General features: G+C 51.4%; 15 protein-coding genes. 8 read left to right on the forward strand and 7 right to left on the reverse strand.

The window, feature by feature from the left end:
* Positions 1-63: 63 nt before the first annotated feature.
* The 3 genes from speB to J0X00_RS00595 all read right to left on the reverse strand — a co-directional run bounded on the left by speB (position 64) and on the right by J0X00_RS00595 (position 4,080).
* Complete coding sequence (gene speB, locus J0X00_RS00585; RefSeq protein WP_136483874.1) at positions 64-993, reverse strand: agmatinase; 930 nt, start codon at positions 991-993, stop codon at positions 64-66.
* Positions 994-2,904: an arginine decarboxylase gene (speA, locus tag J0X00_RS00590; RefSeq protein WP_282476734.1), complete on the reverse strand. Its 1,911-nt coding sequence runs from the start codon at positions 2,902-2,904 to the stop codon at positions 994-996.
* Between the two features lie 318 nt (positions 2,905-3,222).
* Entirely contained in the window at positions 3,223-4,080 is an 858-nt protein-coding gene (locus tag J0X00_RS00595) for a hypothetical protein (protein ID WP_136483872.1), read from the reverse strand.
* A gap of 320 nt (positions 4,081-4,400) precedes the next feature.
* Here J0X00_RS00595 and proV point away from each other — a divergent pair, with 320 nt between their 5' ends.
* From proV to J0X00_RS00630, 7 genes are all read left to right on the forward strand, one after another.
* Positions 4,401-5,588, forward strand: a complete 1,188-nt coding sequence (gene proV, locus J0X00_RS00600) for a glycine betaine/L-proline ABC transporter ATP-binding protein ProV (RefSeq protein WP_136484009.1) — start codon at positions 4,401-4,403, stop codon at positions 5,586-5,588.
* Between the two features lie 2 nt (positions 5,589-5,590).
* Positions 5,591-6,697 carry a glycine betaine/L-proline ABC transporter permease ProW gene (gene proW, locus J0X00_RS00605; protein ID WP_282476735.1) on the forward strand — a complete coding sequence of 369 codons (1,107 nt, stop codon included), beginning with the start codon at positions 5,591-5,593 and terminating at the stop codon, positions 6,695-6,697.
* Positions 6,694-7,698 carry a glycine betaine/L-proline ABC transporter substrate-binding protein ProX gene (proX, locus tag J0X00_RS00610; RefSeq protein WP_136483870.1) on the forward strand — a complete coding sequence of 335 codons (1,005 nt, stop codon included), beginning with the start codon at positions 6,694-6,696 and terminating at the stop codon, positions 7,696-7,698. Before proW ends, proX begins: the two co-directional genes overlap by 4 nt.
* Before the next feature lie 314 nt (positions 7,699-8,012).
* Complete coding sequence (locus tag J0X00_RS00615) at positions 8,013-8,504, forward strand: MarR family transcriptional regulator (RefSeq protein ID WP_136483869.1); 492 nt, start codon at positions 8,013-8,015, stop codon at positions 8,502-8,504.
* Positions 8,505-8,652: 148 nt separating this feature from the next.
* On the forward strand, positions 8,653-9,219 hold the full coding sequence (locus J0X00_RS00620; RefSeq protein ID WP_282476736.1) for a mechanosensitive ion channel family protein: 567 nt from the start codon (positions 8,653-8,655) through the stop codon (positions 9,217-9,219).
* Positions 9,216-10,565, forward strand: coding sequence for a magnesium transporter (locus J0X00_RS00625; protein WP_136483867.1), 1,350 nt, complete (start codon positions 9,216-9,218; stop codon positions 10,563-10,565). Before J0X00_RS00620 ends, J0X00_RS00625 begins: the two co-directional genes overlap by 4 nt.
* A 210-nt stretch (positions 10,566-10,775) precedes the next feature.
* A complete protein-coding gene (locus J0X00_RS00630; RefSeq protein WP_136483866.1) occupies positions 10,776-10,991 on the forward strand; it encodes a hypothetical protein in 216 nt (71 codons plus the stop codon).
* 105 nt (positions 10,992-11,096) lie between these two features.
* Here J0X00_RS00630 and J0X00_RS00635 read toward each other — a convergent pair whose 3' ends face one another.
* From J0X00_RS00635 to J0X00_RS00645, 3 genes are read right to left on the reverse strand one after another with little or no spacing between them, the layout of a single operon-like run.
* The gene (locus J0X00_RS00635) at positions 11,097-12,395 is read right to left on the reverse strand and encodes a TRAP transporter large permease subunit (RefSeq protein ID WP_282476737.1); all 1,299 of its coding nucleotides are present in this window, start codon (positions 12,393-12,395) and stop codon (positions 11,097-11,099) included.
* A 1-nt stretch (position 12,396) separates the two neighbouring features.
* A complete protein-coding gene (locus J0X00_RS00640) occupies positions 12,397-12,906 on the reverse strand; it encodes a TRAP transporter small permease (RefSeq protein ID WP_136483864.1) in 510 nt (169 codons plus the stop codon).
* Between the two features lie 8 nt (positions 12,907-12,914).
* Positions 12,915-13,952: a TRAP transporter substrate-binding protein gene (locus J0X00_RS00645; RefSeq protein ID WP_282476738.1), complete on the reverse strand. Its 1,038-nt coding sequence runs from the start codon at positions 13,950-13,952 to the stop codon at positions 12,915-12,917.
* 344 nt (positions 13,953-14,296) lie between these two features.
* Between J0X00_RS00645 and hemB the strand changes: the two genes are divergently transcribed.
* Positions 14,297-15,283, forward strand: coding sequence for a porphobilinogen synthase (gene hemB, locus J0X00_RS00650; RefSeq protein ID WP_282476739.1), 987 nt, complete (start codon positions 14,297-14,299; stop codon positions 15,281-15,283).
* Between the two features lie 81 nt (positions 15,284-15,364).
* Here hemB and J0X00_RS00655 read toward each other — a convergent pair whose 3' ends face one another.
* The gene (locus J0X00_RS00655) at positions 15,365-16,339 is read right to left on the reverse strand and encodes a sensor domain-containing diguanylate cyclase (protein WP_136483861.1); all 975 of its coding nucleotides are present in this window, start codon (positions 16,337-16,339) and stop codon (positions 15,365-15,367) included.
* Positions 16,340-16,552 lie beyond the last annotated feature (213 nt).

The following is a 16,552-nucleotide window of genomic DNA, read 5'->3' on the forward strand; positions in this document are numbered from 1 at the left end:
GCCACCGAAACGGGGGCGTAAAAAAACCGAGGACAGACCTCGGTTTTGATTGGCTCTTTGCAACTATTCGTCGTCGGACTTATTGGATGCCCACACGTAAAGCAGTTCCAGTGCGATGGTTGCGCCGGCCAGTGACGTCAAGTCACTCTGATCGTATGGCGGAGATACTTCAACCACATCCATACCCACCAGATTAATGCCTTTCAGCGCCCGGATGATTTTCAGAATTTTGTCTGAACTCAGGCCGCCGCACACCGGCGTACCAGTACCCGGTGCGAACGCCGGATCCAGGCAGTCAATGTCAAACGTCAGATAAACCGGCTTATCACCGATAATGTGTTTAATCTGACCGACAATTTCATCCACCGCCATGTCGTTAGCCTGCATTGCATTGATCACGTTGAAGCCATGACCTTCCTGCTTATACTCTGTACGAATACCGATCTGCACTGAATGACGCGGAGAAATCAATCCCTCCTTCGGCGCATGGTAGAACATGGTGCCGTGGTCATAGGCGCTGCCATTGGCATAAGTGTCGGTATGAGCGTCGAAGTGAATCAGCGCCATCTCGCCGTGATGCTTGGCATACGCACGCAGAATCGGCAGGGTAATAAAATGATCCCCGCCCAGAGCCAGCATGGTTTTACCGCTCTTCAGGATCTCATTGGTGGCTGCTTCCAGACGATAGGTAAAATCCTCTGCGTCACCGCAATCAAACACCAAATCACCGGCATCAACTACGTTAATGCGCTTGAACAGATTGAAATCCCACGGGAATTTCTTGCCTTCCCACGCCAGGTTAACCGAAGCGCGACGAATGGCATCCGGTCCCATACGCGCACCGGGACGGCCGGACGTTGCCATATCCAACGGTACACCCAGCACGACGATATCGGCGTCTGTTTCCAGCGGATCACGCTGGTACGGACGACGCACGAACGTCATCGCGTTGGAGTAGAGTGAATAATCAGTTTTAGTAAACAAATCATTCATTTAAAAATCCTCTAGATAAGTATAACCGTTCAGGCCCTGTTCCAGTTCGGCCAAAACAGTCGCTTGTTCCTGCGCCGCCACTCGCTGGCTTACCAACTGACGATAATTGGTGCGAATCGCATCCACATCAATATGTACGTAACGCATCATGTCTTCGACCGTATCACCTTCATTGACGAAGGTAATGTCTGACTCACCCTGATCGGTAATGTTGACCACCACACTGTGGGTATCACCAAACAGGTTGTGCATGTCGCCCAGGATTTCCTGGTAAGCACCCACCAGGAAAAAGCCCATCAGATATGGCTGATCTTGGTTCCAGGCGGGTACCGGCAGAGTCGTTTCAATCCCCTGGCCTTCCACGTACTGTTCCACAGCGCCGTCCGAGTCACAGGTAATGTCCAGCATCACCGCGCGACGGTCAGCCATGTTTTCCAGTCCTGACAAAGGCAGGACCGGAAACACCTGATCGATACCCCAGGCATCCGGCAGCGACTGGAACAACGAGAAGTTGACGAAGAACTTATCCGCCAACCGGTTCTGCAGTTCATCCAGGATTGGACGGTGGAAACGGTTTTTGGTGTTCATTTTCTGGCGCAGTTCATGGTAAATACGCAGTGACAGCTGCTCCACCCATGCCCGGTGCTGCAAATTGATCACACCGGTTGCAAACAGGCTGTGCGCTTCGGACAAGTCACTTTGCGTGTCGTTAAACAGCTCAATCAGAGCACGGGCATCACTGCCTTCGCTCAGGTTTTCCCAACTGCGCCACATGTTCTGCAGCAGAATCGGGGCGTCCTCTTCCGGCGCTTCAATCGCTTCCGGCTGGTACGACTCAGCACCAATCACGTTAGTAATCAGCACAGCGTGATGCGCCGTTACCGAACGACCGGATTCCGAGATAATGGTTGGCATCGGCTGGTTGTACAAAGTACACACATCACCGACTGTGTTAACGATGTTGCGGGCGTATTCCAGCAAACCGTAGTTCATCGAGTTCGATGACTGGCTGCGGGTGCCGTCATAATCCACCGCCAAACCGCCCCCCACATCAAAGTACTGGATCTGTGCACCCAGCTCACGCAGCTCGCAGTAGAAACGCGCCGATTCATTCACACCGTTGCGCACGTCGCGAATATTCGCCATCTGCGAACCTAGGTGGAAATGTACTAACTGTAGCGCGTCTAACTGCTGTTCCTGTTTCAGGCGGTCAATCACACTCAGCACCTGAGCCGCCGCCAGACCAAACTTAGATTTGTCGCCACCGCTCGACTGCCACTTACCCGCTCCCTGAGACGCAAGACGAATACGCAGGCCCAGGCGTGGTTTCACACCCAGACTTTTGGCCTCTTTCAGAACCAGATCCAGCTCAGACAGTTTCTCCAGCACGATGAACACTTTGTGGCCCAGTTTTTCACCGATCAGAGCCAAACGCATGTACTCACGGTCTTTGTAACCGTTACATACAATCACAGAGCTGGCTTGCTGTGCCATGGCCAACACCGCCAGAAGCTCGGGCTTACTGCCTGCTTCCAGACCGAGCTGCTTGGTTTCCAGCTCTGCCTGGCTGGCGAGGATTTCATCCACCACTTCTTTTTGCTGGTTCACTTTAATCGGGTAAACCAACAGGTATTTGTTCGGGTAATCGTACTCTTCAATCGCCTGGTTAAACGCATCACAAATGTTGTGCACACGCTGATGCAGGATTTGCGGAAAACGCACCAATACCGGCAAATTCAAATTACGCGCTTCGAGTTGCTTTACAATAGAACTCAACTGAGTGGGGTGAGCTCCGTCTTTACGGGGCGAAACATACACTTCGCCATGATCGTCAATGCCAAAAAAACCCTGGCTCCAGTAATGAACGTTGTAATCAGCTCGAACGCTGTCTAATTTGGATTGTTGCTCCACATCAAGTCTCACAATATCAAGAGAATTTGTCTGTGGCTTTGCGATAAAGCCACACCCGACACCCTAAATGTCACGCGCTTTATCAGGCAAAACACCCTAGGTGTCTAATGATAATAATTTGTCGTCAGGACAAGCTTTGGTTATAGCGCATAACTTTGCAAATTAATGAGTAATCAACAAATTTGCCCGGTGCCCTATCAAAGAATAGAACAAGATGAAGCCTTGTCAGATGAGAGTGGAAAAGAAAAGCGCGCTCCGGGAGCGCGCTAAGTTAATGCATAAAGTAATTGTGACTATTATTCAATTGCTTGTATATATTTAATCCGCTTGAGTTGCTTTGACTAACGCATCAAACTTTTTATTGCCATACAGGGACTCAAAATCTGCTTCATCAGCGATCAGTTCGCGCAGCGAAGGGGTGGTTTCCAGCGCGCGGGTCATGTCTTCCATGGCTTGTTCTTCTGCCCCCAAACGCGCATAAGCACAGGCACGCTGGTACAGGGCCGGACCATTATTTTCATCCAGTTCGAGCACTCGGTTACACAGGCTCATTGCCCAGTGGTACTCTTTAATCTCCATCGCAGCATCGGCTTTGTAGGTTAATGCTTCCAAATCACCAGGGCGGATTTTAAGAATTTCATCGTACACTTCGATGCGCTGGTCAGCGGTCTGCGCGTTCTGCGCTCGCAGCCACAGGTTGTGTATCTCGTTAATAATTTCGATTTCACGGTTATTCTCCGACAGCATCCGGGTTTTACGCTTCAAATCCCGCTCCAGTGCCACGAACTTCTTCTCATATTCCATGGCAATTTTGTTGAGACGCTTATCCGCCATTTCACGGGTGTTATGTTTCACTTCCCGTAACGACTGCCAGCCGACTAACGCCACCAGCGATGCAACTCCGGCGATGATATAGAAGAAATAAGTCACGGTAACATTGGCGTAGTTCATCGATTTATCCGCCACCGTCAACTCACGATCGGTAATTTGGGTGATCACCCTGCGCTCGAGATCCTGCTGGTCCTGACGCAAAGATTTCAATTCATCAAGAATGTAACGTTCCATCAGTGGCCGATCCAGCAATGCTGATTCTGAGTAAGCCGGCGCCTGTTGTTGTGCTGTGTCCTGCGCGGCTTCTTCGGCCTCTTCGGCTGAGACTCCGAAAGTGAACAACATAGCCAAACAGCTGATTATTAGCCAAATTTTATGCACGTAGCGCTCCTTAAATGATGCATTTCCTGTCAGTGGAAAGCAGATTGAATGCTGTAATTTGTCGGTGTGTTACCCGATTATTCTACTAATACAAAACATTCTAACTCAAATTAACTGTAAGTTTTTTGAAAATTTAATTTTTCTTATAAATCATAGAAATAAGTAAAGATCGCAACATCTTTCTCTCTTTAACAACTTGATAACTGCGAAGTTAATGTTTAGTGTACTATACATATTTACAATTTATCGTCGCTAATTTTTGACGACAACAAAGGATGTAAATGATGTCAACCATGCTAGAAGTTAACAACCTCTATAAGGTGTTTGGAGAGACACCGCAAGAGGCATTCGCCCTGATCGATAAGGGGCTCAACAAAGATGAGATTTTCGAGCAAACCGGCCTTACTGTGGGGGTTAAGGACGTGTCTCTCTCGATCAATGAGGGTGAGATTTTTGTCATTATGGGGTTGTCCGGTTCCGGTAAATCGACCCTGGTCCGCTTGCTGAACCGCCTGATTGAACCCACCCGTGGCAGTGTATTGCTCAAGGGTAAAGACATTGCCCAGATCTCGGATAACGAACTGAGAAAAGTTCGGCGTCAAAACATTTCCATGGTGTTCCAGAACTTTGCGCTAATGCCGCATATGACAGTGATTGAAAATGCCGCCTTCGGTCTGGAGCTGGCTGGTGTTGCCGAGCAGCAACGCCACACTGCCGCCAAAGCCGCTCTGCAACGAGTAGGCTTGGAGGCTTATTGCGATTCATACCCCGATGAATTGTCAGGCGGGATGAAGCAACGGGTCGGGCTGGCACGTGCACTGACCAATGACCCGGACATCCTGCTGATGGACGAAGCTTTTTCTGCTCTCGACCCGTTAATCCGAACCGAAATGCAGGACGAACTGATTCGACTGCAGAATGACGATAAACGTACCATTGTCTTTATTTCTCATGACCTGGATGAAGCGATGCGCATCGGTGACCGCATCGCCATCATGCAAGACGGGGTTGTGGTCCAGGTCGGAACACCCGATGAAATCCTGCATCATCCGGCTAATGATTATGTCAGTTCTTTCTTCCGCGGCGTCAATGTCGCCAGCGTCTTCTGTGCCAAAGACATCGCGCGCAAAAAGCCGGCTGCGATGTTCAAAAAACACGATAACGATGGTCCTGCGGCGGCAATGCAACTGCTGATGGACAACGATCGCGAATACGGCATCGTGGTCGATCGCAGCAATAAGTACACCGGGATCGTTTCCCTCGATTCTCTCAAAGCCGCCAAACGCGAGCAACGCTCTCTCAGCAGTGCCCTGCTAGATGACACCATCACTATTGACCCGGATGTCTCTGTGGGCGATCTGATCGGCCAGGTCGCCGAAGTGCCTTACTCAGTGCCAGTCGTCGATGCCCAAGGTCATTATTATGGTGTGATCACCAAAAGCCGCTTACTGCAAACTTTAGATAGGGAATAATCATGACGACGGAAACGACAACTTCGGCTGCACAAGCCGCCGATCCCTGGGGCGCCGCGAATCAGGCTGCGTCATCAAACAGCGATCCCTGGGCTGGCAATGCCACAGCTTCAGGGGCAGACTGGCTTAATACCGCCACTCCTGATGCCACGCCTTTTGACTGGCTACATCCATTCAAAGACGCGATTCTGCCCTTTGACAGCTGGGTTGAAACTGCTCTTGACTGGCTCGTGACCCACGGACGTCCCGTATTTCAGGCGATTCGCATCCCGATAGACTTAATACTGACCTCATTTCAAACCGCATTGGTATCCACCCCTGCTCCGGTCATGCTGCTGATTCTGTTTCTGATCACCTGGCAACTGGCTGGTTCAAGAATGGGCATCGCGACGTTCTGCTCATTACTGGTCGTCGGCCTGATCGGCGCCTGGGATGAAGCCATGGTCACACTGGCACTGGTGATGACCTCAGTGTTCTTCTGCCTGCTGATCGGGCTGCCGCTCGGTATCTGGCTGGCACGCAGTGAGACCGCAGGCAAAATTATCCGGCCGGTGCTGGACGCGATGCAGACCACGCCCGCCTTCGTCTATCTGGTGCCGATTGTAATGCTGTTTGGTATCGGTAACGTACCGGGCGTGGTGGTGACGATTATCTTCGCCCTGCCGCCTATCGTGCGTCTGACTATCTTGGGTATCCAGCAGGTACCTGAGGAGCTGATTGAAGCCGGTCACGCCTTTGGCGCCAGTCCGAAACAGATGTTGTATCGCATTCAGTTACCGCTGGCGATGCCAACCATTATGGCCGGCGTCAACCAGACGCTGATGCTGTCGCTGTCCATGGTCGTGATCGCATCCATGATTGCGGTCGGCGGTTTAGGTCAGATGGTGCTGCGTGGTATTGGCCGTCTCGACATGGGCTTAGCCGCAGTCGGTGGTCTGGGTATCGTCATTCTGGCGATTCTTCTCGACCGGATTACTCAGTCCATAGGCGCAAACAGCCGTGACAAGAAAACCCATTGGTACCAGAAAGGCCCGGCCTCACTGGTATACCACCTGAAACAGAAACTGATTCACACAGAAGGTAAAAACACGCTAGGAGAACAGAAATGAAGTTAGCATGGAAGACAATACTCACCACAGGATTTGTGGCCGGTACAACACTCGCAGCCCCGGCCTTTGCCAAGTTGCCTGGTGAGGGTATTACAGTGCAACCGGTTCAGTCGACTGTGGCTGAAGAAACGTTCCAGACGCTGATCGTTAATAAAGCGATGGAAGCACTAGGTTACACCGTATTACCAACCAAAGAAGTGGATTACAACGTCGGTTACACCTCGATCAGCGAAGGCGATGCCACCTATCTGGCGGTTAACTGGGCGCCGCTGCACAAAGACAAATATCAGGCAGCCGGCGGTGACGCTAAATTTTATCGTAAAGGCGAGTATATTTCTGGCGCTGCACAAGGGTATCTGATTGATAAAAAAACCGCAGACAAGTACCACATCACCAATATTGAACAGCTCAAAGATCCGAAAATCGCCAAGCTGTTTGACGCCAACGATGACGGCAAAGCGGATTTAACCGGTTGTACTCCGGGCTGGGGCTGTGAAGGTGTAATAGAACATCAGATGGATGCTTTTGGCCTGCGTGACACTGTCACTCACAATCAGGGTAACTATGCCGCAATCATAGCCGATACCATCTCGCGCTATAAAAAAGGCGATTCAATCTTCTACTACACCTGGACTCCGTATTGGGTAAGTGGTGTGCTGGTTCCGGGTAAAGATGTTGTGTGGCTGGAAGTGCCCTTCTCTGCTCTGCCTGGCGATCGCAGCGACGTAGATACCACACTGCCGAATGGCAAAAATTACGGCTTCCAGATGAACTCGATGAAAATCGTCGCCAACAAGCAGTTTGCTGACAACAACCCGGCCGCAGCGAAACTGTTCGAAGTGATGAAACTCAACATCAATGATGTCAGTGCTGAAAACATGATGATGAGTCAGGGTCATAATTCCGAGCAGGATATTGAAGCGCATGCCGATGGCTGGATTAAAGCGCACCAGAAACTGTTCAATTCATGGATTGAAAGCGCTAAACAGGCCGCGATGTAATCACCACCAGGCAAAGGTGAAGTGATAGGCACCGGCGGGCTAATCGAGCTCACTAACGTCAGGGGAGATTAGCCTGCCCGGTCATGAACATCAGACGCTTATCACTATTCAGACAATTCAGTTAATTCAGATAATTCAGGTAACTCAGTGATAAGCGGGCATTTCAGCCCCAAACAGATATTTCGCACCACGCCGATATTTCGTACCCAATAAGCATTCAGTACCCAACTATTATAATGATAACGACAAGTCAGGCAGTTTTCTCTTCAGAGCGATAGGACGGAGAACGCCAATAAGACTTGATGGAGGATAACTTGGATATCCACGAGGAAGTATTAGTCGCGATACGACAAATCATACGCGCTATTGATCTGCACTCCAAAAAACTCAACAAAGACTTTGGACTGACCAGCCCGCAACTGCTGCTGATGAGAGCAATCAAAGCCGAACCGAGCATGACCATACGTCAGTTGTCTGGCGCGACCAACATGAGCCAGGCAACGGCCACCAGCATTCTGGATCGACTGGAAAAACGTGAACTGGTGAAACGGGAACGCGATACCACCGATAAACGTAAGGTGCACGCCCATCTCACGTCAGAAGGAGAGAAGATTCTTTCAGCCGCGCCGCAAATGCTGCAGGATGACTTTGTGCACCAGTTTCGTGCCTTGGACAAATGGGAGCAAACCCTGATTCTTTCTTCGCTGCAGCGTTTAGCACGGATGATGAATGCGCCGGAAATCACTCCCGACGCTTTATTACTCACCATAGAGAATGAAGATGCAGAGCCGCTCAAACTTCCGTAAGGGTCAACTAATCTTGCGCACCGTCATGACGCCGTTTTATTTGTACTTCGGCCAATAAAACAGCACATCCCCGGTTAAGGGGATAATTCAATTTGTAATTCCCTGTAATTCAGTTATTTTGAAGCAAACTTCTGTGTGCGTTGCCACTATGGATTACATTGCTTTATTACAAGACTATTACCAATGGTGGATCACCATTGTTGCTCTGCTCATCTACCCTAAAATTGCCAATGTGCTGCTGCGCCTGTTTGAAAGCACCGTGAGCGATCGTCATGACGTTCATCGCATCAAGCGCGCGCGCTGGCTGATCAAAGCAGCCATGCTGATCACCCTGCTACTGACCTTAATGATGATGTGGGGGATTGAACTACGCGGCTTGCTGGTGGTGGGCTCATCTCTGTTTGCCTTATTGGGCGTCGGCCTGTTCGCCAGTTGGTCGCTGCTGAGCAATGTCACCTCGTTCCTGGCGCTGTTTATTCAAAATCATTGCCGGATTGGCCTGTGGGTCCGCGTGGTCGATGGCGCTAACCATGTTGAGGGCCGAATTGTCGATATGACCTTCCTCAATGTCGTACTCGATACCGTTGATGGCAACCGCATCCTTTACCCGAATAATCTGTTTATTGTTCGCCCCGTGATTGTGCTGAGCAAAGCACCGGAAAAAGCGCTCAAGAAAGCAGACAAAAAGCAATTACCGAATGGAGTGAAACGTTGAGCGAGTACCAGGATCTGTCACAACAAATTCAAACCCTGGCCCAGGCTGACGACGATCAGCATCAAGTGGCTCTGCTTGGGGAAATGGTCGAAAACGGACTGGATGAAGGCTCACTGGCACTGATTCTGGAAGCGTTTCCGGTCGATGACCGGGTACGTTTATGGCGTAGCCTGCCGATGGAGATGCACATCGATGTGCTGACCGAAATGCGTGCCGACGTGCGGGTTTCTGTTATCAAAGCCCTGTCCGAAGCCGAGCTGAAACTGACTCTGGCCAATCTGGACAACTTATCACTGATCGAATGGGAAGACTCTCTGCCGGATGAGATCGTCTCGGAAGCACTGCGTCTTATCAGCCGTGACGAGCTTGAGTTGTATGATCAGGCCAATGAATTTGAAGATGACGAAATCGGCCACTGGGCAGACAGAAAGCTGTTTACCCTGCCGTTTGGGATCAGCGTAACCCGAGCTCTGGCCCTGATCGATAAATACCATCTGGAATCACCGCAATACATTTATCTGATTACCAAAGCGCGTAAATTCCGTGGAGTGGTGGCCTACAGTGATATTCTGCAAGCCGAGCGCAGCACACCGATCAAAGAGCTGAAAAAGGATGAACTGGTCCTGATCAACGCTCGTCAATCCCTGTCCGATGCCGTCGAAGCGCTGGAGCATGCTGACCTGCCCATGGTGCCGGTGGTCAGTGACGATGATACTCTGGTGGGTGCGGTTGACTGGCAGTTTGCCCTCAGTACGCAACGTGAATTGTACGAAGCGCGCCTGATGGCGGGTACCGGTATGGATGAAGGCGATGACCTGTTTGCTCCGGTCGTGCGCAGTTCCAAACGCCGTGGTGTCTGGCTCGGTATCAACCTGCTGACCGCTATTCTGGCCTCGGTCACAATTGGCCTGTTTGAAGATGTCATTTCCCAGGTCGTAGCCCTGGCAGTGTTAATGCCAATTGTCGCATCGATGGGCGGTATCGCCGGCAGTCAGACCCTGACTCTGATGGTACGAGCCATGGCACTCAATCAGGTCACGACAGGTAACCGCATTGCACTGATGAAAAACGAACTGGGCATCGGCGCCATTAACGGCGTAGTGTGGGCACTGATCATCGGCGGTGTCGCCGGGCTCTGGTTTCAGTCACCTATGATTGGCTACACCATTTCGCTGGCGATCGTGGTCAATATCATTACCGCGGCACTGTTTGGTGTGCTGATCCCTATTATTCTGGATAGACTGAAGCTCGATCCGGCATTGGCAGGATCGGTGATTCTGACCACAGTCACGGATGTGGTGGGTTTCTTCGCTTTCCTTGGCACCGCCAGCCTGGTGATGCTGTAACGACCTCTTTTATTGGCGCATGTTGTCAAATGCCCTGCAGCTGCAGGGCATTTTGGTTACTGCAAGAGTAAATTAAATCCACACCGGCCTCTTGAAGTCAGCAACAACGACCTTACATATATGGGTAAGTGGCCAGCGGCAACGCTGCTTTCGCCCACGCAGTTTGTTAACTTGAGGGTACGTCTGCACCCTCTTTTTAAGGAGGTGTGTATGAACTCTTATCCAACCGTGCAGTTGCACATCACTGAACCAGCCTCAGGCCCGGCACCGAGCATATGGCCTGCAGCACAATCATTTCCACGTTACCATCATGAGGCTATTTTCAGCCTGCCGGCGCTGCGGTACCCAACACATAAACCTATCTTGTGGTTGATTACGCTGGATATAAGCAAACTGGCTGAGCAACTGAATGTCACCGTGCATTGACAGGGGCAGAACACCTAACGTCATGTCAATGAGATAAAAAACCGGCTCCTCACGGAGCCGGTTATCGCTTTGAGTTACGGGGACGGAACCGTCAACGCTCCTGCATCAGGCCAGACTAGGCAGCCAGAGCGCCAGTTGCGGGACGGCACACAGAATAGCCGCCGCCAGACACATCAGCACAAAGAACGGCAGAGAAGCCCGTGCGATACGGCCGATCTTCTCTCCGGTCAAACCTTGCAATACAAACAGGTTAAAGCCCACCGGCGGCGTGATCTGGCCCAGCTCGACCATGATAACCAGAAAGACCCCGAACCAGAGCGGATCAAAACCGGCCTGTTCAATGATTGGCAGCGTAATTGGCAGGCTCATCACCGTAATCGAGATCCCGTCCAGAAACAGGCCCAGAATGATGTAGAACAGCGCCAATGCGCACAGCAGCAAAACCGGTGTCAGATCGATGGAGGCAATCCATTTGGCCAGTTCAGACGGCAGATGCAGATAGCCCATCGCAGTAGAAAGCAGCGCGGCGCTCACCATGATACTGCACACCATGGTCGAGCTTTGCACGGTCGAAATCAGCGCCTCTTTCAGCATCGCGACATTGAGCTGGCGCTCGAAGACCAGCAAAATCAAGGTCGCCAGTACGCCGACCGCAGCAGCCTCCGATGGCGTTGCAATCCCAGTATAGATCGCCCCCAGTACCACGAAGATCAGCAGCAGTACCGGTGCCAGGTAACCTACACTCTGCAGCTTAGAAATATCACTGCTCTGATCCTGCGGCACTAGTTCTGGTGACATCCAGGTGCGCAGCATCAGATAACCGGAATAGAGCATGGCAATCAGAATGCCGGGCAGAATACCCGCCATAAACAGCTTACTGATCGAGACTTCGGCCTGAATACCGTACACGATCATCACAATCGAAGGCGGGATCAGTAATCCCAGGCTACCGGCACCGGCCAGAGAGCCGATCGACAGCTGGCGATCGTAGCCACGCTTTTGCAGCTCGGTGGTGGTGATTTTACCAATCGTGGCTGTTGTCGCCGAGCTGGAACCACTGACCGCGGCAAACATGGCACAACCAAACACATTGGTATGCAAAATGCCTCCCGGGATCAAGCGGGTCCAGGGCTCCAGCCCTTTAAACAGACGATCGGAAATATCCGAGCGGAAAATCAGTTCACCCATCAGAATAAACAGCGGGATCGCCGCTAATTCCCAGGAGTTACCGGCACGAAAGAGAATCCGGCTCAGGATACTGCCGACCCGCTGTGGTGACATATCGCCAAACAACACCAAGGATCCAAATGACACGACCGCCAGACCGGCGAATACCCAGATACCGCTGCCCAGCACCACAAACAGCAGCGCCAGCACACCGAGCGCAATAAATAACATGTCCATATCAGGCTCCTTGCGCAGCAGGTTTCGGAGCCTGCTGATAACAGATCAGGGCGGCAATCCGCACAATCAGAGTCAGGCACAACATGCCCATCCCGATCAGCACCATTCCCTGCGGGATCCACAACGGTGTTTCTGCCAGCGACTGACTGGTAGTACCGCGCACAAAACTACGCGCTACGGTTAGCCACCAATAATAGCCGACCCAGAGAAAGAAAGCGCTGGCCAGAAGCGAGGCGAACAAATCCAGTATCCAGCGCTTCGATTCAGCAATTCGGTCCAGTACCACATTGACCCGGATCAGACCATCCCGCTCCAGGCTGTAACCCAAAGCAAAGAAAGTCGAAGCCGCAACGGCATAGCCGACAAACTCGTCCAGAACAAAAGTCGACATACCAAAAAAGCGCAAGCCGATCTCAACAATAATATGCACGAACATGTACAGGATCAGCGCAATGGCCATTCCTCCGCACAGTCGGTTCAGCGCATGAGATAAACGGATTAGTGTCTTCATCGGCGTCCCTATTTGCTCTGCGCAAACTTGTCCATGATGGTTTTGCCGCGCTCACCTGTCTCTTCCAGCCAATCTTTCAAGGCCGGTTGAGCCGCCTGCTGCAGTTGCAAAATAAAATCAGCCGGCAGCTCTTCAAGAATAGTGACATTGTTGGCACGTAATTCAGCATAATTGTTCTGGACGCGAGTACGGACTGTTTGCCAGTTATGTTGGTCGGTGTTACGCGCCGCCTGCATGATCGCCTGCTGCTGCTCATCGCTCAGAGCATCAAATTCATCACGATTTATGTGCACCATATTGAGTGGAATCGCATACTGAATCGCACTGTAAGAGTTGAGATTTTCCCAGAAGCGGCCACTTGCGCCTGCATCAGCCGAAGTCAGTACCGCTTCGATCCCGCCAGTCGACAATTGCGGTACCACATCGGCCCAAGACAGATTAACCGGTGCTGCACCAGCGGTTTTAAACGTCAGCGTACCATTCTTGTCGTAAGTGCGGATTTTCAGGCCTTTTAAAGTACGTTCACTGTTGACTGCATGCTTGGACCAGATACCACTCGCCGGCCAAGGAGAGGCATACAACAGGATTTCATTATTGTCGGCAAACACTTGCTCATAGTATGGCTTGGCAATGTGATACAACTTTTCTGCGTCATCCTCGCTCTTAACCACAAACGGCAATGAAGAAAGCAGGAAAATGGGGTCAATACCGGCCATGCTGCCTGCCAGTGTATCCGCCAGCGGCACCGCTCCGTCAGAAACCGCGTAAAAGTGGTCAACGGATTTAAAGCCGAGCGAACCGCCAGTATGCAAAGTGATATTGACTTCATCTTTGGTCAGTTCCTTGACCTGATTGATAAAGTACAGATCACCCTGGGCGTGAATAGATTGCGCGTTGTACTCATTGGAAAAATCGAGTTTAACCTGGGCATTCGCCAGTGGCGTCACTGCCATACATAAAGCCGATAACATCGCTGCCGCGGTCAGCTTTTTAAGTCGCGTTGTTGATCTCTGTTTAACTGACGTTGGTCTTTTTTCAAGTAACATTGATCTCTTTTCAAGTAACATTGTTGATTTCCTTCTCAAAATGAATCCTCAACTTTCACTCTAAGTAGGAAATCTTACCCTCGGTATTCCCGGCACGACGTCGGGACGGCGGTTAACGACATAGCAGCGGAAATTAATTAACTGTTCTGATAGTAACCAAGCAATTATTTGATTTTGATATAAAGCTACCAATTCATTTCCGAACGCGCCATGATGGAGTCACAGCGCTCAACTTAGCTGCTTGCCGAGACTCAGGCGTCATGAAGACCCATTCCCCAGGCGCTGAATACGGACATCGGCCCAGCCATACCGGCAAGCACAGAATTATCAGTAAGGTGTCCCGAATGGAAAACCCATCTCTTGTTGCGCCCGTAAAGCGCCCGCGTCGTTTAAGAGCTCACACTCATATCCGCCAGATGGTGCAGGAAACTCAGCTTTCGGTCAGTGATTTTATTCAGCCAATTTTTATTGAAGAGGGCATCGAAGCTCCAGTTGCCATTCCTTCACTGCCGGGCGTCAATCGTATTCCGGAATCTGATATCGCACGTGAAGTTAACGAGTTATACCAACTGGGTATTCGTTATGTGATGCCCTTTGGCATCTCGAAACATAAAGATGAATGCGGCTCAGATACCTGGCATAACAATGGCCTGCTGACCCGGATGATTCGCACGATTAAGGAAGCCTGTCCGGATATGATTGTGATCCCGGACATCTGTTTTTGTGAATACACCACGCACGGCCATTGCGGCGTAGTGCACGACGGCTATGTCGATAACGATCTGACCGTGACTAACCTGATCAAGCAGTCTGTTGCCGCGGCTAAAGCCGGCGCCGATATGCTGGCACCTTCCGCGATGATGGACGGCCAGGTGGGCGCAATTCGCCAGGGCCTGGACGCTGCCGGTTATCCGACCGTGAGCATCATGGCGCACGCAATTAAGTTTGCCTCGGCGTTTTACGGCCCGTTCCGCTCTGCGGTGGATTGTGAACTGGAAGGCGATCGCAACACCTATCAGGCCGATCCGCACAATGGTCGTCAGGCTCTGCTCGAAGCGGCGCTGGATGAAGACGAAGGTGCCGATATCCTGATGGTCAAACCAGGTACACCCTATCTGGATGTGCTGAAATCACTGAGCGATAACACTCGCCTGCCGTTGGCGGTGTATCAGGTCAGCGGCGAGTACGCGATGCTGAAAAATGCCGCGCAGGCTGGTTTGATTGAAGAGCAGCGCGCCGTACTGGAGACCATGGTCGGTTTTAAGCGTGCGGGTGCCAGCGTGATTGTGACGTACTACGCTAAAGAACTGGCACAATGGTTACAGCACTGATGCACAGGCTAAGGTAAGTCTCTTTATCCTCAGCACTCTATCGCCCGTACTGGTTAATGGTTAACGGTTAATTATTCATCGTTACGGGCGATTGCCTTTCTCGGTAGCGTCAATACGCTGCACTCCGTTCTTACCGGATTTTTTCACTGCATACATGGCACGATCAGCCAGCTCATACAGTTGCTCAAAGCTGTACTGTCCGGCACTAAACTCGCAAATACCGATACTAAAACCAATTTGCGCCGCACCGTTTTCCAGACGAATCGGCTGACTGACCAGCGTCAGCAGTTGATCGGTACACTGATTAAGCGCAGCCTCATCCTGCGCCGGACACAGCAGCACAAACTCATCGCCGCCGAGACGCGCCACCACAGAATGTTCAGGCGCGCAGCGGGTCAGCCATTGTGACACCACCATCAGCACACTATCCCCGGCCTTATGTCCGAGATGATCGTTAACGGCCTTAAAATTATCCAGGTCGATAAACACCAGTGACCAAGGTCCGGATTGAGCTAGGCCGCACAGCTGTTCAAACTCATCCAGCAGTGCATTGCGGTTCAACAGCCCCGTCAGCGGATCCTGACTGGCCAAACGCGACAGTTCCAGTTCATAGCGTTTTTCATTGGTGATATCGATGTGAGTGCCCATGATCCGCAGCGGCGAACCATCTTCCGCATACTCGACAATCCGCCCGCGATCGGAAACCCAGCTGTGGCTGCCGTCTTTGTGCAGCATACGGTGCACCACCTGGTAGGTATCCGTGCGTCCGTAGAGATGGTCCTCAAACGCTCCGACCGCCAGGTCATAATCATCCGGATGCAGTTTGCTTTTCCAGGTCTCAATATTCGCTTCCAGCTCATTGGGCTGAAAGCCGAGCATCTGGCCCCACTCCATATTGAAAATACGCAGCTGACCGGTTGGAACTTGCTGCTCCCACAAACAGAGCCCGGTACCATCCAACGCCGCGTTGAGTTTTTCCTGTAAACGCTCATTCTGCCGGGTAAGCTCTTCGACCCGAAGCTCGAGCTGTTGAATGCGATCTTGACTGTCTGGCATTGCCGTCACTTAGCACCGTGTAACTGATAACCAATGAATAACCTCTAGTCTGCCACAAATTCCGTGTCAACCACATCCCGGATAGAGACAATTCATCGTGCGGGGGAAATATCGCTTGCCATGGCAGGCTTATACTCAGGTGACGCGAGTTGATGCTCCTAAGCATCGTTATGCAGCGCACGGCAGTCCGCCTGACGTAGACTTCCCACACCG

Source organism: Vibrio sp. ABG19 (genome assembly GCF_029962385.1).
Classification (GTDB): Bacteria; Pseudomonadota; Gammaproteobacteria; order Enterobacterales; family Vibrionaceae; genus Vibrio; species Vibrio ostreae.